Origin of the sequence: Xanthomarina sp. (assembly GCF_035306705.1) — a bacterium.
GTDB lineage: Bacteria > Bacteroidota > Bacteroidia > Flavobacteriales > Flavobacteriaceae > Xanthomarina.
Window position 1 is genome coordinate 1 of record NZ_DATGNO010000059.1, and the last position, 20,456, is coordinate 20,456.

The 20,456-nt window shown below is 33.2% G+C and carries 18 protein-coding genes and 1 tRNA gene; 12 read left to right on the forward strand and 7 right to left on the reverse strand.

Annotated elements, in window-relative coordinates; all coding sequences use genetic code 11:
- The 3 genes from VKY47_RS05065 to VKY47_RS05075 all read left to right on the forward strand — a co-directional run.
- On the forward strand, positions 1–486 hold a 486-nt coding region (locus VKY47_RS05065; protein WP_324310898.1), incomplete at its 5' end, for an RNB domain-containing ribonuclease.
- A gap of 34 nt (positions 487–520) precedes the next feature.
- On the forward strand, positions 521–1,195 hold the full coding sequence (locus tag VKY47_RS05070; RefSeq protein ID WP_324310900.1) for a head GIN domain-containing protein: 675 nt from the start codon (positions 521–523) through the stop codon (positions 1,193–1,195).
- Positions 1,196–1,309: 114 nt separating this feature from the next.
- Entirely contained in the window at positions 1,310–1,996 is a 687-nt protein-coding gene (locus VKY47_RS05075) for a LysE family translocator (RefSeq protein ID WP_324310902.1), read from the forward strand.
- Positions 1,997–2,066: 70 nt separating this feature from the next.
- Here the strand turns inward: VKY47_RS05075 and VKY47_RS05080 are convergent, their stop codons facing one another.
- From VKY47_RS05080 to folB, 3 genes are all read right to left on the reverse strand, one after another.
- Positions 2,067–2,606, reverse strand: a complete 540-nt coding sequence (locus VKY47_RS05080; protein WP_324310904.1) for a lipocalin family protein — start codon at positions 2,604–2,606, stop codon at positions 2,067–2,069.
- 408 nt (positions 2,607–3,014) lie between these two features.
- Positions 3,015–3,085 (reverse strand) — tRNA-Cys (locus tag VKY47_RS05085).
- Between the two features lie 105 nt (positions 3,086–3,190).
- A complete protein-coding gene (folB, locus tag VKY47_RS05090; protein ID WP_324310906.1) occupies positions 3,191–3,553 on the reverse strand; it encodes a dihydroneopterin aldolase in 363 nt (120 codons plus the stop codon).
- A gap of 64 nt (positions 3,554–3,617) precedes the next feature.
- On the opposite strand from folB, the gene VKY47_RS05095 reads away from it, so the two are divergent.
- A complete protein-coding gene (locus VKY47_RS05095) occupies positions 3,618–5,639 on the forward strand; it encodes a glutamine--tRNA ligase/YqeY domain fusion protein (RefSeq protein WP_324310908.1) in 2,022 nt (673 codons plus the stop codon).
- 208 nt (positions 5,640–5,847) lie between these two features.
- On the forward strand, positions 5,848–6,048 hold the full coding sequence (locus VKY47_RS05100; RefSeq protein ID WP_324310909.1) for a hypothetical protein: 201 nt from the start codon (positions 5,848–5,850) through the stop codon (positions 6,046–6,048).
- Positions 6,049–6,099: 51 nt separating this feature from the next.
- On the opposite strand, the gene VKY47_RS05105 is transcribed toward VKY47_RS05100, so the two are convergent.
- Positions 6,100–7,023: an SPFH domain-containing protein gene (locus VKY47_RS05105; protein WP_324310910.1), complete on the reverse strand. Its 924-nt coding sequence runs from the start codon at positions 7,021–7,023 to the stop codon at positions 6,100–6,102.
- Between the two features lie 76 nt (positions 7,024–7,099).
- On the opposite strand from VKY47_RS05105, the gene VKY47_RS05110 reads away from it, so the two are divergent.
- Positions 7,100–7,783 carry a hypothetical protein gene (locus VKY47_RS05110; protein WP_324310911.1) on the forward strand — a complete coding sequence of 228 codons (684 nt, stop codon included), beginning with the start codon at positions 7,100–7,102 and terminating at the stop codon, positions 7,781–7,783.
- A 45-nt stretch (positions 7,784–7,828) separates the two neighbouring features.
- Here VKY47_RS05110 and gltX read toward each other — a convergent pair whose 3' ends face one another.
- Positions 7,829–9,346: a glutamate--tRNA ligase gene (gene gltX / locus VKY47_RS05115; protein ID WP_324310913.1), complete on the reverse strand. Its 1,518-nt coding sequence runs from the start codon at positions 9,344–9,346 to the stop codon at positions 7,829–7,831.
- Between the two features lie 246 nt (positions 9,347–9,592).
- On the opposite strand from gltX, the gene VKY47_RS05120 reads away from it, so the two are divergent.
- The 5 genes from VKY47_RS05120 to VKY47_RS05140 all read left to right on the forward strand — a co-directional run bounded on the left by VKY47_RS05120 (position 9,593) and on the right by VKY47_RS05140 (position 17,046).
- On the forward strand, positions 9,593–12,946 hold the full coding sequence (locus VKY47_RS05120) for a DUF4175 family protein (protein WP_473964601.1): 3,354 nt from the start codon (positions 9,593–9,595) through the stop codon (positions 12,944–12,946).
- Positions 12,939–13,358 (forward strand): rRNA maturation RNase YbeY, encoded by a 420-nt coding sequence (gene ybeY / locus VKY47_RS05125; protein ID WP_324310917.1) that lies wholly within the window; start codon positions 12,939–12,941, stop codon positions 13,356–13,358. The genes VKY47_RS05120 and ybeY overlap by 8 nt, the downstream gene beginning before the upstream one ends.
- A 126-nt stretch (positions 13,359–13,484) precedes the next feature.
- The gene (mnmG, locus tag VKY47_RS05130; protein WP_324310919.1) at positions 13,485–15,356 is read left to right on the forward strand and encodes a tRNA uridine-5-carboxymethylaminomethyl(34) synthesis enzyme MnmG; all 1,872 of its coding nucleotides are present in this window, start codon (positions 13,485–13,487) and stop codon (positions 15,354–15,356) included.
- A gap of 76 nt (positions 15,357–15,432) precedes the next feature.
- A complete protein-coding gene (locus tag VKY47_RS05135) occupies positions 15,433–16,308 on the forward strand; it encodes a class I SAM-dependent methyltransferase (protein WP_324310921.1) in 876 nt (291 codons plus the stop codon).
- A 225-nt stretch (positions 16,309–16,533) separates the two neighbouring features.
- A complete protein-coding gene (locus VKY47_RS05140) occupies positions 16,534–17,046 on the forward strand; it encodes an OmpH/Skp family outer membrane protein (protein WP_324310923.1) in 513 nt (170 codons plus the stop codon).
- A 59-nt stretch (positions 17,047–17,105) separates the two neighbouring features.
- Here the strand turns inward: VKY47_RS05140 and VKY47_RS05145 are convergent, their stop codons facing one another.
- Positions 17,106–18,026, reverse strand: a complete 921-nt coding sequence (locus tag VKY47_RS05145; RefSeq protein ID WP_324310924.1) for a diacylglycerol/lipid kinase family protein — start codon at positions 18,024–18,026, stop codon at positions 17,106–17,108.
- A 1-nt stretch (position 18,027) separates the two neighbouring features.
- Positions 18,028–19,182, reverse strand: a complete 1,155-nt coding sequence (locus tag VKY47_RS05150) for a DNA polymerase III subunit (protein ID WP_324310926.1) — start codon at positions 19,180–19,182, stop codon at positions 18,028–18,030.
- Between the two features lie 73 nt (positions 19,183–19,255).
- On the opposite strand from VKY47_RS05150, the gene VKY47_RS05155 reads away from it, so the two are divergent.
- Complete coding sequence (locus VKY47_RS05155) at positions 19,256–20,446, forward strand: phosphoglycerate kinase (RefSeq protein ID WP_324310928.1); 1,191 nt, start codon at positions 19,256–19,258, stop codon at positions 20,444–20,446.
- Positions 20,447–20,456: the final 10 nt, after the last annotated feature.

A 20,456-nucleotide genomic window follows, 5' to 3' on the forward strand; every position in this document is an offset into this window, starting at 1 on the left:
TTGGCTTTCGATTATTACAGTCATTTTACATCACCAATTAGAAGATATCCAGATATTATGGCACATCGGTTGTTGCAACATTATTTGGATGGAGGAAAATCGGTAAACGAACAAGTTTACGAAGATAAATGCAATCACTCCAGTAACATGGAAAATCTATCAACAAAAGCTGAAAGAGATTCTATAAAATACATGCAAATTAAATTCATGGAAAACCATAAGGATGAAGAATTTGTTGGTGTTATTTCAGGGGTAACAGATTGGGGAATTTATGTAGAAATTATAGAAAATAAATGTGAAGGAATGGTTAGTGTAAGGAATATGAGGGACGATCATTATGTATTTGATGAAGACCATTATGCACTTATTGGAAAAAATACCAAAACCATGTATCAATTAGGTGATGAAGTGATAGTAAAAGTAAAAGAAACCGACTTGGTAAAAAAACATTTGGATTTTACCTTAATAGGAAAACCTGAGGTATAGTTTTTGTAGTTCCTACTAGATTAAATTAAAAAATATGATAAAACAGATAATTTTGGTAAGCTTTTTATTGGCCGCAACTTCTATAAATGCTCAAACTGAAAAGAATTTAGGAGATTTTAATAAGCTTAAAGTTTATGATAGAATTGAGGTAGAACTTATAAAATCGGATGATAATAAAGTTGTAATAACAGGAAATAACACGGAAGATGTAGTTTTTGTTAACAAAAATGGAAACTTAAAAATTAAAATGTCTCTTAAAAAAGTTTTTGATGGAGATTTAACTACCGTTCAATTATATTACAAAACCATTGATGTTATTGATGTAAATGAAGGTGCTTTTGTTAGTTCCAACGATGTTATTAAACAATTTGAAATAGATACGCGAGCTCAAGAAGGCGGTAGTATTAAACTTATGGTTGAAGATGTTACTTTTGTGGAAGCCAAAGCTATTACAGGCGGTGTTATTCGTATTTCCGGGCAAGCAAAAAATCAAAATATCGATTTAACAACTGGAGGTTCTTATTTAGGTAAGGATTTAGAAACCGACAAAACAAAAGTTAATATAAGAGCTGCTGGTGAAGCACACGTAAAAGCCATTCAAGAAGTTGATGTTACGGTAAAAGCGGGAGGAACAGCTTATATTTATGGAACCCCTACAACAATAAAAGAAAATATTGTTTTAGGTGGTAAAGTAGTTCGTAAAGATTAAATTTAAAAACTAATAGTTTAGCTCTTTTTAAATCGATTTAATATCACCTATAGGTAAGTTTATCTTTTAATGGCTAAAAAAATTATGTAGTTTTGTAGTAAACACCTTATTTGTATGCAAGATGCTATTCTTACAGCAATTCCTTTTGGTATTCTTTTATCGTTCACTATTGGACCTGTATTTTTTGTGCTATTGGAAACCAGCGCAACCAAAGGGTTTAAAAGTGCTTTGATATTTGATCTTGGTGTTATTTTAGCAGATATTTTATTTATTATTGTTGCATTTTACAGTACAACCAAACTTTTACATAAAATTAAAGACGATCCTAGTTTCCTTATTTTTGGAGGCGTTCTACTTGCCGTTTACGGTTTTATTTCCTTTATAAAAACTTCCAAATCTTTTCGTTCTATAGTTAGGGAATACCATATGGTCGAAATAAAAAAGAAATTTGGAATGCTCTTTATCAAAGGCTTTTTATTAAATTTTATAAATGTTGGAGTGTTATTGGGTTGGTTAGGCTTTATAGTTATTGGAAGTTCTTTAACCGAAACAAATCAAGAACTCTTTGTCTTTTTAGGTACTATTCTAGCTGTCTATTTTTTAGTGGATCTATTAAAAATGATAGCAGCAAAAACCCTCAAAAATAAATTAACTCCACGTCGCATTTTTAAAACCAAAAAAATTGTCTCTTTAGTTATTTTAGGTTTTGGAATTTTATTGTTGGTTCAAGGATTTTTTCCAAAAGAAAAAGAACGAATTAAAGACCGACTAGAGCAAATAAATCCCATTAAAAATAAATAGTTTTAATGGGATTTATGATTCTAATTAGTCTGATAAACAGAGATATGTAGTAAGGGTTATTACACTGTTTTTATACTCTCTCAAGTTTCATTTTAATAACCATATCCATACTTTCTAACATAGGATTTGGTTCTCCTGTGCTCATATCTTTTACATTACTACTTAATTCTAGCACATTACCATCAATATTATCGATGTGGTACTTAATAGTAGTCCCGTTTTCATTATGTATTTTCAATTCTCTTCCATTAACTTCCCAAGTTCCTTGACCAAAAAAATCGCTCCCTTCAAAAGTTTGATTTTGAGGTTGACCCATAATGGTCATTTGTAATTCTATAGCTATGTTTCCGGTAACAGAAGAAAAGGTGTTGTTTTCTTGAAAATTTATTCTGTTACTTTCTTCAATGTTAATAAAATTACCAGAATATACAACCGGAACTGTCATTCCACCAATATCAAGATTCATTGATCCAGGTACTATGTGTCCTTCTTTCAAAGTCCAACTTCCAATAATATTAGACGAATCAATATCATTGTTATCGTCGTCTGAAGAACATGATATGTTTGAGATAATTAAAAAACTGAATAAAAATAATTTAAAGATTTTCATAATTTAAAGATTTTAATAATTGATTAATATAATGTGACAAAATACTAAACTTTATATAATAAAATTAAAAAGGTTAACAAATAGAATATTTTTTTGTTATTGTATGGTTAATAGTGCTATATCAGGCTGTAGATGATGTAAATATTTATTTTTTAATAAAAAACCTCTAAGTAAACTTGAAGGTTTAAAATAGGTGTGGATTGTTCCTAAGTTTCTGGAGAACCGTTGTGTTTCTTTAATTAATTTTTTATAAAAATTTATAATAAAAAAACCTCTAAGTAAAGTTGAAGGTTTAAAATAGGTGTGGATCGTTCCTAAGTTTCTGGAGAACTGCTGTATTTCTTTAATTAATTTTTTATAAAAATTTATAATAAAAAAACCTCCAAGTATAACTTGAAGGTTTAAAAGAGGTGTCGAGCGGATTCGAACCGCTGTAGCAGCTTTTGCAGAGCTGAGCCTAGCCACTCGGCCACGACACCTTATATTTCCTGTGTTTAAGGCTTATAAAAGCTAAACTTAAACAGGAGGTTATTTTTTGATGACTGCAAATGTAAAAAATTTTATGCTCATTCGCTATTTACAAGCTATTTTTTACGCTTTTCGGTCATTTTTATCGTAACCATTTCAACATCACCGCCAATAGGAGGGTTTAATTTACTCACACAAATACTTGCCTTCTTAATAAGTTTATCTTCCTTAAAAATTCTAACCAAAATGCGCTTAGCTACTGTTTCCAATAGCTTAGACGGTTTTAACATTTCTTCTCGTACGATTCTGTTTAAAAAAACATAATCAACCGTATCGCTTAAGGCATCCGTTTTAGCCGAGATTTTTAAATTGGCTTTAACTTCCAAATCCACGCGATAATCGCAACCAATTTTTGTTTCTTCCTTTAAACAGCCATGATGCGCAAAAACCCTGATATTTTCAACTTTTATAATTCCCAAAACAAATTCTTTTCAACAAAAATAATACACTATAATTTAATAACTTTGCTTTTTATTTTTAAATATGTCTGAAGAATTAAAACCACTCAATTTTATTGAGCATATCATAGAAGAAGATCTCGCTAATGGATTAGAAAAGGAAGCTTTACGCTTTCGTTTTCCACCAGAGCCAAATGGCTATTTACATATTGGTCATACCAAAGCCATTGGAATTAGTTTTGGTTTGGGTGAAAAATATAATGCGCCTGTAAACCTTCGTTTTGACGATACTAATCCTGAAAAGGAAGAACAGGAATATGTAGACGCCATTAAAGAAGATATTTCTTGGTTAGGCTACAAATGGGCAAACGAGTTGTATTCATCCGATTATTTTCAGCAGTTATTTGATTGGGCTGTTTTGTTAATAAAAGAGGGAAAGGCCTATGTAGACTCGCAGTCTAGCGAAGCTATAGCGGAACAAAAAGGAACGCCAACCCAACCAGGTGTTGATGGACCGTTTAGAAATAGGAGTGTGGAACAGAATTTGGATTTGTTTCAAGCAATGAAAGATGGCAAATTCGACGAAGGTACACACGTACTTCGTGCTAAAATTGATATGAAACATCCAAACATGTTGATGCGGGATCCGTTGATGTATCGAATTTTAAAGAGAGCACATCACAGAACAGGAAACGATTGGTGTATCTATCCTATGTACGATTGGACACATGGAGAAAGTGATTATATTGAACAGATTTCACATTCCCTTTGTTCGCTTGAATTTAAGCCTCATAGAGAGCTTTACGACTGGTTTAAGGAACAAGTGTATAAATATCAACCAGAAGCGCTTCCAATGCTTCCAAAACAACGAGAGTTTGCCCGTTTAAACTTAAGCTATACCATTATGAGCAAACGTAAGTTGCTTAAATTGGTAGAGGAAAATATTGTTTCTGGATGGGATGATCCAAGAATGCCAACTATTTCAGGACTTCGTCGTCGTGGTTATACACCAAATTCTATCAGAAAATTCGTGGAAACTGTGGGTGTTGCCAAACGAGATAATGTAATTGATGTTGCCTTGTTGGAGTTTTGTATTCGCGAAGATTTAAATAAAACAGCTCCAAGAGTGATGGCCGTTTTAGATCCGGTTAAAGTAGTTATTACCAATTATCCTGAAGGAAAAGTAGAATGGTTGGAAGCAGAAAACAATCAGGAAGATGAGTCGGCTGGCTATAGAAAAGTACCTTTTTCGCGTGAGATTTATATTGAAAGGGACGATTTTAAAGAGGAAGCTAACAGTAAATATTTTAGATTGACTTTAGGAAAAGAGGTGCGTTTAAAAAATGCATATATCATTAAAGGTGAACGTGTTGTAAAGGATGAAAAAGGAAATATCATCGAAATACATTGTACGTATACCGAGGATACTACCATAAGAGTAAAAGGAACGCTTCATTGGGTTTCCATTCCACATGCTATAAAAGCTGAAGTTAGGGAATATGACCGATTGTTTTTAGACGAAGCTCCAGATTCACATCAAGACAAAGATTTTATGGAGTTTGTAAATCCGGATTCCCTAAAAACAGTCGAAGCTTATGTAGAACCTAGTTTGTTAGAAGCGAAAGTGGGAGATAGGTTCCAATTTCAACGCATTGGTTATTTTAATGTGGATAACGATACCACTTCAGAGAAACTTATTTTCAATAAAACGGTTGGTTTAAAAGATTCTTGGACCAAGCAATCTAAAAGTGCTGAAGCAACAGAAAATAAGAGTCAGAAACCACAACAACCAAAACAAAATCAGCCACAGAGAAAAGCGATTGATGTGATTCAGCAGTTGGGTAAAAAGTATACGAATTTACCAGAAGCCAAACAGGAAAAGGTGAAAGCTGAAATTCTAGAACTGGCTAAAAACGTGAGTTATGAAGAATTGAATCCCTTATTCAATACCACTGCAAAAAAAGTTGGAACACGTATTGCGGCTATGTTGACTTTAAAGGTTTTAATTAAAAACGGATTAGAGAAAAATTCAGAAATCAATGAGTTTATTGAAAAAGCCTTAGAAGATAGTAACGAGCTTTTAGTGGCAGAAGCAAAAGCTATTTGAATATAATTAAAATGATAATTTTAAAACCTCGAATGAATAATTCGGGGTTTTTTTGTTAACACAAGTTTCAAAAGTTGATATTCTTTTAATTAGTTTGTTGTTAATGATGGCTTTACCGAAATTGTTAAGGTTAAGCTTTTCATTTTGAAAGACCCTTTTAAGTTAGTATCTTATAATTTCATAAAAAATAAAATTTAATTTGAAAACAGTGAAAGAGTTACTCTCAGAAATAACAGAAGTTTTACTTCATATTAAAAAAGATTATCCTACGCTTTATAGGCATTTGGATGAAAACCCTATAACTATTCCCAACGTGGAACACCCGAAAATGTCTTCAGAAGAATTACAAAGATATCTCTCAATTCTGAATAATTTGATAGATAAACATAAGCAGAATCATAAAAATTAAAAGCCTCCAACTTTTAAAATTGGAGGCTTTTGTTTGATAACTTTATTAAAATTATTCTTTCTTTTTATTATTGGAGTTCTTCATAGCTTCCCCAATTTGGTTACTGGCCGTAAAACTAGCCACCATATCGTTTAGCATATTACTTCCTGCTTGTGGTGAATTTGGCAATAAAATTAAATTACTGTTTGTTTCACTTCCAATAGCTTGTAACGTATCGTAATGCTGTGTAACTACAATTAAAGCAGAAGCTTCCTGACTATTGATTCCAACTTTGTTTAATACTTCTACAGATTCTTCCAAACCTCTAGCAATTTCACGACGTTGATCTGCAATACCTTGTCCTTGTAAACGTTTGCTTTCTGCTTCAGCTTTTGCTTTTTCAACAATTAAAATACGTTGTGCATCACCTTCATATTGTGCTGCAGTTTTTTCTCTATCAGCAGCATTAATTCGGTTCATGGCTTGTTTTACTTGAGCATCTGGATCGATATCCGTTACTAGGGTTTTAATAATATCAAACCCATAATCGGACATGGCCTCGTTTAATTCAGCCTTAACAGCTAGAGCAATATCATCTTTTTTAACAAAAACATCGTCTAATTTCATTTTAGGAACTTCGGCACGAACCACATCAAATACATAACTGGTTATTTGTTCGTGAGGATAATCTAATTTGTAAAAAGCATCATAAACCTTGTCTTTAATAACTTTATATTGAACAGAAACTTTTAGTTTCACAAAAACATCATCTAAGGTTTTGGTTTCAATTAAAACGTCTAATTGCTGAATTTTTAAACTTAAACGACCAGCAACTCTATCGACTATTGGAATTTTTAATTGTAAACCAGAATGGCGTATGCTATGAAATTTTCCGAAACGTTCAACAATAACAGCTGTTTGTTGTTTTACAATGAAAAAGAGCGAGATAAATATGAATAAACATAAAATTATAATGGGAATGGATAAAATGGACATAATTGGATTTTTTAGGTTTGTAAAATAGATAAATACGAAATTAAGTTATATTTGTTACAATTACACTAGAACAATCATGCAAAAAAAACAACTTATACTATTAGTAGCTATCTGTATTGGTTTTGTTACAATGTCCTTTGGACAAAAGGGAAATTATAGAATCCAAAACGGTTTTGGCATTTATGGAGGGATTACCCAGTACGATATTTTAACTGATAATTTTACTACTAAAAAGGGCAATGGTTGGCAAGCGGGAGCTTCTGCAACGGTTGATATTCCACATAAGTGGTACAATGTTAGCTACACCATTCAACTGTCTGAAAATAACGTTGGAATTGCTGCGCGACCACTTGTTTTAAGTCCTGGTGAAGAGTTTGTAGATTATAAAATATTTACTGCGCAAATTGCTCTGTTAATGCATGTAAAACTCATTCAAAGCTTTTTGACTATTGACGTTGGACCAATGATCCAGTACAACAGTGATATGGAAATAAAGGATAAAGCTTATGAAACCTATATCATAAATTCTTATACAAATTTAATAGCGAAGGATTTAAGGGATATTAGTAATTTTAATGTAGATGGCGCTATTGGTGCATCTGCAGGATTTGGTTTTTTTAGATTGAAAGCACAATATATTTATGGATTTACCAACATGTTAAATAAGTTAAACAATAATAATTTGGACCTAAGCGGAAACGATAAGAAGATAAAAGGAAATCAATCCATGCTAGCTTTTACAGCCATGATTACGTTTTAAAAATGAGATATAAAAAAAATAAAAGCGACCAATTGGTCGCTTTTTTTATGATAAGGTGTTTATAATGTTTTCTATTCGTCTGACACTTTCGTCTTTCCCAATTAAATACATGATATCAAAAACTTCTGGACCTTGCAAGGCTCCTACTAGCGCTAATCGTAAAGGCATCATTACTTTTCCGAAACCAATTTCTTTTGAAGTAATCCAGCCTTTAATTTTAGTTTGAAGGTTTTCAACTGTAAAATCTTCAATGGAAGAAACAACCGTTATTAGTTCTTTCATAAGTTCTGGAGAATCTTCTTTCCAAGCTTTTTTTGCAGCCTTTTCATCGATATCTGTTGGAGTTTCGAAGAAAAAGTATCCTAAATCCCAGAAATCTGATACAAAAGTAGCACGTTCTTTAATTAAGTCGATAACCATGGAAATGTATTGAACATCGATGTCTTTCAATGCTTCAGGATAAAGTGTTTTAAACTGTTCTGCAAGTTCGTCATTATCCTGTTCTTGCATATAATGATGGTTAAACCATTTTATTTTATCTGGATCAAAACGAGCGCCAGACTTATTTACGCGATTTAAATCGAAGGCTTGAACCAATTCTTCTAAATTAAAAAGTTCTTGTTCGGTTCCTGGATTCCAACCTAATAAGGCTAAAAAGTTGATAACCGCTTCAGAAAAATAACCATCTTCTCTATATCCTCGAGATTCTTCTTCAGTTTTATGATCTTTATAAGCTAATGGAAATACGGGAAATCCTAATTTATCGCCATCGCGCTTGCTTAGTTTTCCTTTTCCTGTTGGTTTCAAAATAAGCGGTAGATGTGCGAATTCAGGGGCTTCCCAACCAAAAGCTTTATATAATTGATAATGTAAGGCCAAAGAAGGCAACCATTCTTCTCCTCGAATTACATGCGTAATTTCCATTAAATGGTCGTCAACAATATTCGCTAAATGGTAGGTTGGCATACCATCACTTTTAAACAAAACCTTATCGTCTAAAATATTTGTGTCGATAGTAATGTTGCCACGAATAATATCAGTTAAGTGCATGGTTTCATCTTGAGGCGATTTAAACCGAATGACATAGTCATCTCCAGCATCTAGTTTTGCTTGGGTTTTTTCGACAGAAAGTGATAAGGAATTATCTAATTTCAATCGGTTATGCCAATTATAGATAAAAGTTTTGCCCTTTTCTTCGTGATCTTTTCTATGAAAATCCAAAGTTTCAGCTGTGTCAAAAGCGTAATAGGCATTACCAGAAGCTATTAACTTATCGGCAAATTCCTTATATAATTGTTTACGTTCACTTTGTCTGTAAGGGCCAAATTTTTCATTTTTTCCTGGACCTTCATCGAAAGGAATGTTACACCAATTTAAAGATTCCACAATGTAGTTTTCTGCACCTTCTACATATCTGTTTTGGTCTGTATCTTCAATTCTAAGAATAAAAGTTCCATTGTATTTTTTAGCGAAAAGGTAGTTGAAAAGTGCTGTTCTAACACCTCCAATATGTAAAGGTCCAGTTGGACTTGGTGCAAAACGCACTCTTACTTGTTTTGACATGTTGTTTAGTTTGAAGTTGCAAAGATAGAGTAGAGCAGTAGAAAGAGCAAAGAAAATGGAATAAAGCGAAGGAAGATACTTTTTTATCTCGAAGTTGTTAAAATTAACTAAGTTTTACAAATCCTAAACAACTAAGAGTAAAAATATTATTGTAGTTTTAGTGGTTAAGAAAATGGGAACTAAATATACATGACGAAATTTAATGACATCCAATTAAAATTGGAGCAATTTATTAGGCGATTTTACATGAATGAACTTCTTAAAGGAGCCATCTTGTTTTTTGCTTTGGGCTTTTTATATTTTTTATTCACGCTTTTTATGGAGTATGTATTGTGGTTAAATCCTACGGCTAGAACTATTTTGTTTTGGTTTTTTGTTGTTGTAGAAATGGCTTTATTTATTAAATTTATTACCATCCCATTGGCTAAATTATTTAAACTTCAAAAGGGGATTGATTATAAGGAAGCATCAAAAATTATTGGTAATCACTTTCCTGAAGTCAGTGATAAGCTTTTAAATGTTCTTCAATTAAAAGAGGATTCATCGGAGTCTGAACTTCTTCTTGCTAGTATCGAGCAGAAATCCGCCCATTTACAGCCTATTCCTTTTAAATTGGCAATTAATTTTAAATCGAATGTAAAATATTTAAAATATGCGGCCATTCCGGTTGGTATTTTACTTCTAACTTTTTTAACTGGTCATTTTAGTTTGTTTAGCGATAGTTATCAACGTGTGTTAAACTATAAAACTGCTTACGAACCTCCAGCACCTTTTCAGTTTTTTATTCTGAATGAATCTTTGGATACGAACGAGAACAAGGATTTTAAATTGATGGTTTCTACTGCGGGAGACGTAGTTCCGGAGAATGTGAAGATTTCCTTTAATAACGAGTCCTATGTTTTGCAGCAGATAAGTCCTGGTAATTTTGAATATGTTTTTTCTAAGCCTAAGTCGGATATTAAGTTTGAATTGTCGTCCATTGGTGTTCGTTCTAAATCTTACGTTTTGAACGTGGTTGAAGTACCAAGTTTATTAAATTTCGAAATGCATTTGGATTATCCTTCCTATACTAGAAGGATGGACGAGATTTTAAAAAGTACAGGGAATGCCATTGTGCCACAAGGAACAAAGATTACCTGGAAACTGGCAACCAAGGCCACGGAACAAGTGCAATTATTATCTAAGGATACGCTTCAGTTTACTAAAACAAGTTCGGATGCTTTTCAAGCCACAAAACAAATTTATAAATCTTTGGATTATAGTTTAACCACCAGTAATGCCAAACTTAAAAATTATGAAACCTTGTCTTATAGTATAGATGTTGTTTCAGATGAATATCCGGAATTGACTGTTAAAATGGCTGTGGACAGTTTAGATCGTCAATCGCTTTATTTCCAAGGGCAGGCAAGTGACGATTATGGTTTGAGCAAGTTGCAATTGGTGTATTATCCTATTGATAATGAGGAAGATGTAAGATATGAAGCTATATCAATCTCTCAATCTAATATCGCCGATTTTATCAGTGCATTTCCAAATCACTTGCAATTAAAGGAAGGAATTAGCTACAATTTGTTTTTTCAAGTATTTGATAATGATGCTTTAAGTAATTTCAAAAGTACTAAAAGCACGGTGTACTCGTATAGAAAATTAACCAAGGATGAAGAGGAAGACAAGCAATTACAACAACAAAATGAGACGATTCAAAATTTGGATAAATCTCTTGAAAAGTTTCGGGAGAGAGAAAGGGAATTAGAATCCCTTTCAAAAATGCAAAAGGAAAAGGCCGAATTGAATTTTAACGATAAACGTCAGTTAGAAAACTTCTTAAAGCGCCAGAAGCAGCAAGAGGAAATGATGCAGAATTTTAATAAAGAACTTAAAGAAAACTTAGAGCAATTTCAAAAGGAAAATAAAGAGATTGATCTTTTTAAAGAAGATTTGAAAGAACGCTTAAAAGACAATGAAGAGCAACTTAAAAAGGATGAAAAGCTTTTAGAAGAATTAGAGAAGCTCCAAGAAAAAATAAATAAAGAAGAACTTTCTGAAAAATTAGAACAACTTGCAAAACAAAATAAAAATAAAAAACGGAGTTTAGAGCAATTGTTGGAGTTAACTAAAAAATATTATGTCTCTAAGAAATTGGAAAAACTTCAAAAGGAATTGGAGGATTTGTCTAAAAAACAATTGGATCTTTCAAATGAAAACAAAGATGATAACACCAAGGAAAAACAGGAAGAATTAAATAAGGAATTTAAAGACTTTCTAAAGGAGATGGAAGAACTTCAAAAAGAAAATGAAAGTTTGATGGATCCAGTGAAACTTCCAAGAGATGAAGAACAACAGGATGAAATTAAATCCGATCAGGAAGCTGCCTCGGATGAATTAGGTAAAAAGGAAGATAACGAGGAGCAGAATAAAGAAAAAGATGCACAAGAAAATCAACAAAAAGCTGCTCAAAAGCAAAAACAGGCTGGACAAAAAATGAAAAATCTGAGTCAGAAAATGCAGGCCGGGATGCAAATGATGGGAGGTGGAGGCGAACAAATGCAAGAGGATATCGACATGCTTCGTCAGATTCTGGACAATCTATTATTGTTTTCCTTCGATCAGGAGGATTTAATGAATCAGTTTAAAAGCATAGAAATTAATCACAATAAATATGCGGAGTATTTGAAGAAACAGTACACTTTAAAAGAACATTTTTCTCATATAGATGATAGTTTATTTTCTCTGTCTTTAAGACAACCTAAACTTTCGGAATTTGTAAACAAGGAGATTTCGGAGGTGTTTTATAATATCGATAAGTCGCTGGTTCAGTTTTCAGATAACGATATTTTTAAAGGAGTTTCTAATCAACAATACACGATTACTGCTGCTAATAATTTGGCCGATTTTTTAAGTAATGTCATGGATTCAATGCAAATGGAAGCTAGTGGGCAGGGAACCGGAGGACAAGGTAAACCAGAACAAGGCTTACCAGATATTATTATGAGCCAAGAGGAACTTAATAAGAAAATGGAAGATGGGATGAAGAAAAGTAACGACGGCAAACCCAAGGATGAAGGTGAAAAAGGGAAAGATGGAGAAAAGGGCGAAAAGGGTGAAAAGGAAGGTAAGGACGGTAAAGATGGGGAATCTGGGAATGAAGGTCAAAAGCAAGGTGAGGGTGAAGGTTCGATGAGCGATGAAATGCTTGGGGAGCTATTTCAAATTTATCAACAACAACAACAAATTAGACAGGACTTGGAAGAGCGACTGGCAAAGGAAGGGATTAATCCGACGGGCACTAATTTATTAAAACAGATGGAACAGGTTGAAATGGATTTATTGAATAAAGGTTTTACACAAAGGACCTTAGAGAAAATGATGAATCTTCAGCATCAATTACTAAAAATGGAAAATGCCACCTTTCAACAAGGACAAGATACTAAACGAAAGGCTGAAGCAAATACGACCGATTTTGATAATAATACCAATAATCAAATTCCTAAGGCCAAAGAATATTTTAATACAAATGAAATATTAAATAGACAAAGTTTACCTTTGCAGCCGGTCTATAATAAAAAAGTTAAAGACTACTTTAAACAGGAGAATGATTAGTTACAATTCAGAAAACGATTTTTTATTTGGTAATGAAGCTCAGGTTTCCGTATGGCTAGAGGCTGTAATTTTGAATGAAAAATTCAAATTAGGAGAGATCAATTATATTTTTTGTGATGATGATTATTTGCATAAATTGAATTTAGAGTTTCTTGAACACGACACCTTAACAGATATTATTAGCTTTGACTATACGGTAGGAAAAATAATACAGGGTGATATTTATATTTCTACAGAGAGAGTTGAGGATAACGCTAAAGATTTCAGTGTTCCTTTTATAGAGGAACTTCATCGCGTAATGGTTCACGGTATATTGCATTATTGTGGATATAAGGATAAAACCGCGAAGGATGAGAAATTGATGAGGGAAAAGGAGAATTATTATCTTCAATTATTTGCTAATAGGCAGTAAATCAACGTATATTTGCAAGTTATTTTATTTTAAACTTCAGAACTTGAAAATGAACTAGGGAATTGTTCCACGTGGAACAATTTTTTTAGAGCAAGTGAATCCAGTTAAAAGATTAGAAAGAGAATTATGTTTAATTCAGTATATGATGTTATAGTAGTAGGTGGAGGTCATGCGGGTAGTGAAGCTGCTGCGGCCGCCGCAAACATGGGAAGCAAAACCTTGCTTATTACCATGAACCTACAGAATATTGCACAAATGTCCTGTAATCCTGCCATGGGTGGAATTGCAAAAGGACAAATAGTTAGAGAGATTGATGCCTTAGGTGGTTATAGCGGAATTGTTAGTGATACATCGGCAATCCAGTTTAAGATGCTTAACAAATCTAAGGGTCCTGCCATGTGGAGCCCAAGGGTCCAAAGCGACAGAATGCGTTTTGCTGAAGATTGGAGGTTGATGTTGGAAAATACATCAAACTTAGATTTTTATCAAGATATGGTTTCTGGATTATTGGTAGAAAATCATAAAGTAGTTGGTGTTAAAACTTCTCTTGGAATTGAAATTAAAGCAAAATCGGTTGTGCTAACCAATGGGACTTTTTTAAATGGCCTTATCCATATTGGTGATAAAAACTTTGGTGGAGGAAGAGCGGGAGAAAAAGCAGCGACTGGAATAACTGAACAATTAGTTAGTTTAGGATTTGAATCTGGGAGAATGAAAACGGGTACGCCTCCAAGAGTGGATGGCAGATCTTTAGATTTCTCTAAAATGATAGAGCAGCCAGGAGATGAGAAACCTGAGAAATTCTCTTATTTGGATGTTACCAAACCACTGACAAAGCAACGTTCTTGTTATATGACTTTTACTAGTCCTGAAGTTCACGATTTGCTGCGTGAGGGTTTTGATAGATCGCCAATGTTTAATGGTAGGATAAAAAGTTTGGGACCTAGGTATTGTCCGTCTATTGAAGATAAAATAAATCGTTTTGCTGACAAGGATAGGCATCAAATATTTGTAGAACCTGAAGGTTGGAATACAGTAGAAATGTATGTCAATGGCTTTTCAACTTCCTTGCCAGAAGATGTCCAATTTAAAGCTTTAAGTTCTGTTGTTGGATTTGAAAATGTAAAATTCTTCCGTCCTGGTTATGCTATAGAATATGATTATTTTCCACCAACACAATTGCAACATACTTTAGAAACCAAGTTAATTGAAGGCTTGTATTTCGCTGGGCAGATTAATGGAACTACAGGTTATGAAGAAGCAGCTTCGCAGGGATTAATGGCTGGGATAAATGCGTCATTGAAAGTGCAGGAAAAGAATGCTTTTACTTTGAGTAGAAGTGAGGCTTATATTGGTGTTCTAATAGATGATTTAATTACAAAAGGAACAGAAGAGCCTTATAGGATGTTTACCTCGCGGGCGGAGTATAGAACTTTGCTTCGTCAGGATAATGCTGATTTCAGATTAACACCTAGATCTTTCGGTCTTGGTTTGGCTTCAGAAAAACGTATGAGACGTATGGAGGAAAAGCAGGAAAAGTCGGGAGCTTTTGTAAAGTTTTTTGCCGATACCAGTGTTGGTCATGAAGAAATAAACCCCATTTTAGAATCTAAGGATTCGGCTTTAATGAGTCAATCTGACAAGATGTTTAAAATTTTTTCACGTCCTAATATTACAATAGACGATATGCGTCAAGTGGCTTCTGTGGAAGAATATATCCAAATGCATGATTTGGATAATGAGGTAATTGAGCAAGCGGAAATTCAGGTGAAGTATTCTGGTTATATAGAAAAGGAAAAGAATAACGCCGATAAACTTCATAGATTGGAGAATATAAAAATCCCAAAGAATTTTGATTATTCAAAATTGAAATCCATGAGCTTGGAAGCCAGAGAGAAATTAAATCATATTCAACCTGTAACTATTTCTCAAGCATCACGAATTAGTGGAGTGTCTCCAAGTGATGTTTCGGTACTTTTAGTTTATATGGGAAGGTAATCTCAAGGTGTTTCTGCACATGTTCCACGTGGAACAAAACCCGATTTATTATTTCAAATGGAAAGGAATTCGTTTTATGAAGGATAAAAAAGTGTATTTAAAAGTTAAGGATCATTCTGTTTCTGGAGAGGAATTTCAATTAATTAAAAATGAAATTTATGGTTTTCTAGAAACGGTTCCTCAACCAAATGAAACAGAACTTCCAGAATATTATAAAACTGAAGACTACATTTCTCATACAGATTCCAAAAGAAATTTGTTTGAAAACGCATATCACTTGGTTAGGGAAATTTCATTAAAACGAAAACTAAAATTAATTAATTCGGTTTCGCTTCAAAATAAACAAGAGGGGAATTCCAAAAACAGAACCCTTTTAGATGTAGGGTGTGGCACAGGCGATTTTTTGCAAACTGCTCAAAACGATCATTGGACTATTTCAGGAATTGAACCAAACATACGGGCTAGAAAAATAGCCAACAAAAAAACCAAGGAAGCTGTTTTTGGAGTTGACCAACTTTTAAACTTTACAGAAAACAGTTTCGATGTTATTACGCTTTGGCATGTATTGGAACATTTACCAAACTTAGAAAATCAGCTTTCTACTTTTAAACACTTATTGAAACCAGATGGTACGTTAATTATTGCTGTTCCAAATTATAAAAGTTACGACGCTTTGTATTATAAAAACTTTTGGGCGGCTTTTGATGCCCCAAGACATCTTTGGCATTTTGCAAAGGATTCTATTTCGAAGTTGATGTTATCAAAGAATATGAAAGTTGTCGAAATTTTGCCCATGACTTTCGATTCATATTATGTAAGCATGCTTTCTGAGAAATATAAAAAGGGTTCTTTAAATATTTTTAATGCTTTTAGAATAGGATTTCTTTCAAATTTGAAAGCTAGGCGTTCTGGTGAATATTCTTCATTGATTTATGTGATAAAAAACAAGTAATTCTTCATTTAAAGCGATTATCTGATAGATTTTGGCTACAAACAAGGCTTTGCTACTAAATTTCCTGAAACGCTCGCAAAACGCAGCTAATAAAGTCGATTTCAATCGAGGCGTCTTATCATATACTTAATTTCAATAGATTATTTCTATATAATAAATTGTTGTATATTTTTTAACACTATATCCTTTACTTTTCTACATTTGCGCAAAATTAAAAAACAAGAAATGAAAAACATAATTTTAGTTGCTTTAGCAATTGTTACTTTGGTTTCGTGCGACTCATCTTTAAAAACAGGATTTGTTGATAACGGGGAACTCATTAATAAATATCAAGAGAAGATTGATATTGAGGCAAAATTCAAAACAAAAGTTGAAACCTTTCAAAAAAGAACAGATAGTACTGGAAGAGCTTTCCAAATGGAAGCACAAGCTTTTCAAGAAAAGGCTCAAAAAATGACTGATGCTCAAGCACAACAAGAGTACCAAGTGTTGAGTCAAAAACAACAAATGCTACAACAACGCATTCAAGTTGAAGAGCAAGAAATTCAACAACAAAGTCAAGTTCAAATCGATTCTTTAATCTCTAAGGTTAAAAAATATGTAAAGGAGTACGGCGAGAAAAACGGTTACACTTATATTTTTGGCAGTAATGATGCTGGAAGTGTTATGTATGGAAAAGAGGAAAACGATTTAACAGAAACTATTTTAGAGGCATTAAATAACGACTATAAAAAGTAGTAGTTACTCGTCTTAAGCATTATTTAAAAACGCTAAACTTTTGTTTGGCGTTTTTTTATTTAGCAATAAAATGAAAATGCATTTTTAAGTATTGAAATTTGGATATTTCCAGTTCCAACTATTTCACCATCCGTTTCAATAAATGGTTGCTTAGTATCTAAAATTTCAATAGATATAGAATCCGCCTTAAAGGTTTCTACTTTTTTATGGTTTGTAATTTTACCATTAAAGAGCTTGGAAATGTTTTTAATAATATCCCTTTTACTAATATTTTTTGCAATACTAATATCAAACATGCCATCATACGGATTTGATGTATTTGTTAATTGCATGCCACCTCCAGCATATTTACCTATTCCTACGATTATCATTAAGGTTTTAGACTCAATAACCTCTGAGTTTATAATTACCTTAGAATGAAAATTTTTAAATGAGAATAAACCTAAAAGCGCGCCAAAGAGATAAGCTATAGCTCCAAAATGTTTGTATTTATGAACTTTGCTAACTATATAACCATCGAAACCAACTCCCGCAAGATTTACAAAATATGTGGGCTGTTTATCCGCTTTTAAAAGCAGTAGTTTCCCGACATCTTGTTGTTTTAGGTTTCCGTTTTGTATAGTTTGAATGGCTTTCTCAAAATCAGTGGAAATATAATGCGTTTTAACCCAATCGTTTCCCGTACCTATTGGAATAACACCCACATAAATTTCTGTGGACGGCACCTCTTTTTGAAGCATAATACCATTGGCCATATTGTGTAAAGTACCATCTCCACCAATGCAGATAAAATATCTAAAACCCTGATTAATAGCTTCTTGAATCAACTCTGAGCTATGATTGGCATATTGAGTAAATGCAAATTCGAAATTAAATTGGTAACTTATTAGAAGTTTCTGAATTTCAGGCCATTTTTTCTTGCTAGAACCATTACCAGAAGTTGGATTGATAATAACAAACCATGTTTTAGGGTTTGCCATTTTAATTGTCTTTTTTATGCAACAATCTTGTTAGCTTAATAGAGAGATCGGTTAGAATAATTTTAGAATTACCGTTGCGTTCAATATGATAAATAGCATCTTGAAGTTCTTGAGTAATTTCTAGAATATTATTTCCATGGACAAAAGGAGCGAATTTTTGTAATTCAAAACCCTTTGTTTTAGTTTCTATATAAACCAAATCGTTTGCTTGATAATTTAACAATAGTGCTTGTCTAAAAAGCACCATGCAAAATTGAAGAAATTGCTTTTGGGTTTCACGACCGGTTTTAGAAATATCTTCGCTCCATGAAATTAAATCGTGGATGGCAGCTTTATTTCCTTTGGCTTTAAACGCACTTCTAATCCAGAAAATAAACCAAGTTTCAAACGTAGTGTCTTCGCTATCATGATAGACTAAGTCGCAGGCTTTATTATAATTTCCATTTGCTTGAAGCGCAATTCTTGTGGCTATAGCATGCTCCAAATTAAAGTTTTTAATAAGTGCCTGTATAATTACATCTTCGGCTAAAGGAGGAAAGTGTAAAGCTTGGCATCTAGATCTAATGGTGCTTATAATCTGTCCTTCATCTTCAGTAATTAGAATAAACACCGTTTTATTTGGTGGTTCTTCAATTAGTTTTAAAAGTTTATTGGCTGCTGCTGTATTCATTTTTTCAGCCATCCAGATAATCATCACTTTAAAACCACCTTCGAAAGATTTTAAGGAAAGGGACTTTACAACTTCAGTAGCTTCATCTACACCAATTTGTCCTTGTTTGTTATCAATACCAAGTTTTTTGTACCAATCGTATAAATTTCCGTAAGGCTGTTCACGCAATAATTCGCGCCATTCTTCCAAAAACAGATTGGAAACAGGATGTTTTTTAACCTTGTCGGTTATCGCAACTGGAAAAGCGAAATGTAAGTCCGGATGAGAAAAATTCTTAAATTTGGTGTTGCAAGCTTCATTTCCACCTGTATTTTCACCTTCAATATTTTTGCACAACAAGTATTGGGCATAAGCAATAGCCATGGCTAAGGTGCCCGAACCTTCTGGACCTACAAAAAGTTGCGCATGAGGTACGCGACCATTTTCAGCACTTTGGATTAAGTGGGTTTTTATATATTCCTGACCTAAAATTTCACTAAATAGCATGCAGCAAAGATAAAAGAATTCGGCTCTTTCTTTGAAATGAAAAATTTATATTTGTCTTTTAAAATCCAATCTTATGAAAACACTGAATGACTTCAATTTTAAAAATAAAAAAGCACTTATACGCGTCGATTTTAATGTGCCATTAAATGACGGTTTTAAAGTAACTGATGATACAAGAATTAAATCGGCCAAACCAAGCATTATTAAAATTTTGGAAGATGGTGGAAGCTGTATTTTAATGTCGCACTTAGGAAGACCAAAAGACAAAGAAAGTGAGTTCTCCTTGAAACATATAGTAGATAGGGTAGAAGATATTATGGGAGTCGAAGTTAAATTTGCCTCAAATTGTATAGGTGAAGAAGCGCAAAATGCAGTGAATAATTTAGAAGCTGGTCAGATTTTATTATTGGAAAATTTACGATATCATAAAGAAGAAGAAGCAGGAGATGAAACTTTTGCCAAAGAACTTGCAACTTTGGGAGATATTTATGTAAACGATGCCTTTGGGACAGCACATAGAGCCCATGCATCAACTTCAGTGATTGCGCAGTTTTTTCCGGAGAAAAAATGTTTTGGTTATTTAATGGAACAAGAAATTAAAAGCATTGCTAAAGTTATGCAAACAGGTGAAAAACCAGTTTGTGCTATTCTTGGAGGTGCCAAAGTATCTTCTAAAATTACTATAATCGATAATATTTTAGATAAAATAGACCATTTAATTATAGGAGGAGGAATGACCTTTACTTTTATAAAAGCTCAAGGCGGTAAGATTGGAAATTCGCTTGTGGAAGATGATAAACTAACATTAGCTAAGGAGATTTTAGAAAAAGCCAAAGCAAAAAATGTAGAAGTTCATTTACCTATAGATGCTATAATTGCTGATGCTTTTAGTAACGATGCCCGGACAAATACTTGCGATGTCGATAAAATTCCAGATGGCTGGATGGGTCTAGACATAGGGCCTAATACCGAAGCACTTTTTGCTCAAGTTGTTTTAAAGTCTAAAACTATTTTATGGAACGGACCTTTAGGAGTTTTCGAAATGCCAAACTTTGCCAAAGGAACGATTGCTTTAGGTTATGCCATTGCAGAGGCTACTGAAAATGGAGCTTTTTCTTTAGTAGGAGGAGGAGACTCGGTAGCAGCTGTTAAACAATTTGGTTTTGAGAATAAAGTAAGTTATGTTAGCACCGGCGGAGGCGCTATGCTAGAGAGCCTTGAAGGAAAAACCCTTCCAGGAATAGCGGCTATTCTAGAAAATTAAAAGTCCCAAA

Bases quoted from the DNA above. Each gene is read 5' to 3' on its own strand.
- VKY47_RS05075 (WP_324310902.1), top strand. From the start codon at position 1,310: ATGCAAGATGCTATTCTTACAGCAATTCCTTTTGGTATTCTTTTATCG.
- mnmG (WP_324310919.1), top strand. From the start codon at position 13,485: ATGTTTAATTCAGTATATGATGTTATAGTAGTAGGTGGAGGTCATGCG.
- VKY47_RS05110 (WP_324310911.1), top strand. From the start codon at position 7,100: ATGCAAAAAAAACAACTTATACTATTAGTAGCTATCTGTATTGGTTTT.
- ybeY (WP_324310917.1), top strand. From the start codon at position 12,939: ATGATTAGTTACAATTCAGAAAACGATTTTTTATTTGGTAATGAAGCT.
- VKY47_RS05095 (WP_324310908.1), top strand. From the start codon at position 3,618: ATGTCTGAAGAATTAAAACCACTCAATTTTATTGAGCATATCATAGAA.
- VKY47_RS05120 (WP_473964601.1), top strand. From the start codon at position 9,593: ATGAATGAACTTCTTAAAGGAGCCATCTTGTTTTTTGCTTTGGGCTTT.
- VKY47_RS05105 (WP_324310910.1), bottom strand. From the start codon at position 7,023: ATGTCCATTTTATCCATTCCCATTATAATTTTATGTTTATTCATATTT.
- VKY47_RS05155 (WP_324310928.1), top strand. From the start codon at position 19,256: ATGAAAACACTGAATGACTTCAATTTTAAAAATAAAAAAGCACTTATA.
- VKY47_RS05145 (WP_324310924.1), bottom strand. From the start codon at position 18,026: ATGGCAAACCCTAAAACATGGTTTGTTATTATCAATCCAACTTCTGGT.
- VKY47_RS05070 (WP_324310900.1), top strand. From the start codon at position 521: ATGATAAAACAGATAATTTTGGTAAGCTTTTTATTGGCCGCAACTTCT.
- VKY47_RS05135 (WP_324310921.1), top strand. From the start codon at position 15,433: ATGAAGGATAAAAAAGTGTATTTAAAAGTTAAGGATCATTCTGTTTCT.
- VKY47_RS05150 (WP_324310926.1), bottom strand. From the start codon at position 19,182: ATGCTATTTAGTGAAATTTTAGGTCAGGAATATATAAAAACCCACTTA.
- VKY47_RS05140 (WP_324310923.1), top strand. From the start codon at position 16,534: ATGAAAAACATAATTTTAGTTGCTTTAGCAATTGTTACTTTGGTTTCG.
- VKY47_RS05080 (WP_324310904.1), bottom strand. From the start codon at position 2,606: ATGAAAATCTTTAAATTATTTTTATTCAGTTTTTTAATTATCTCAAAC.
- gltX (WP_324310913.1), bottom strand. From the start codon at position 9,346: ATGTCAAAACAAGTAAGAGTGCGTTTTGCACCAAGTCCAACTGGACCT.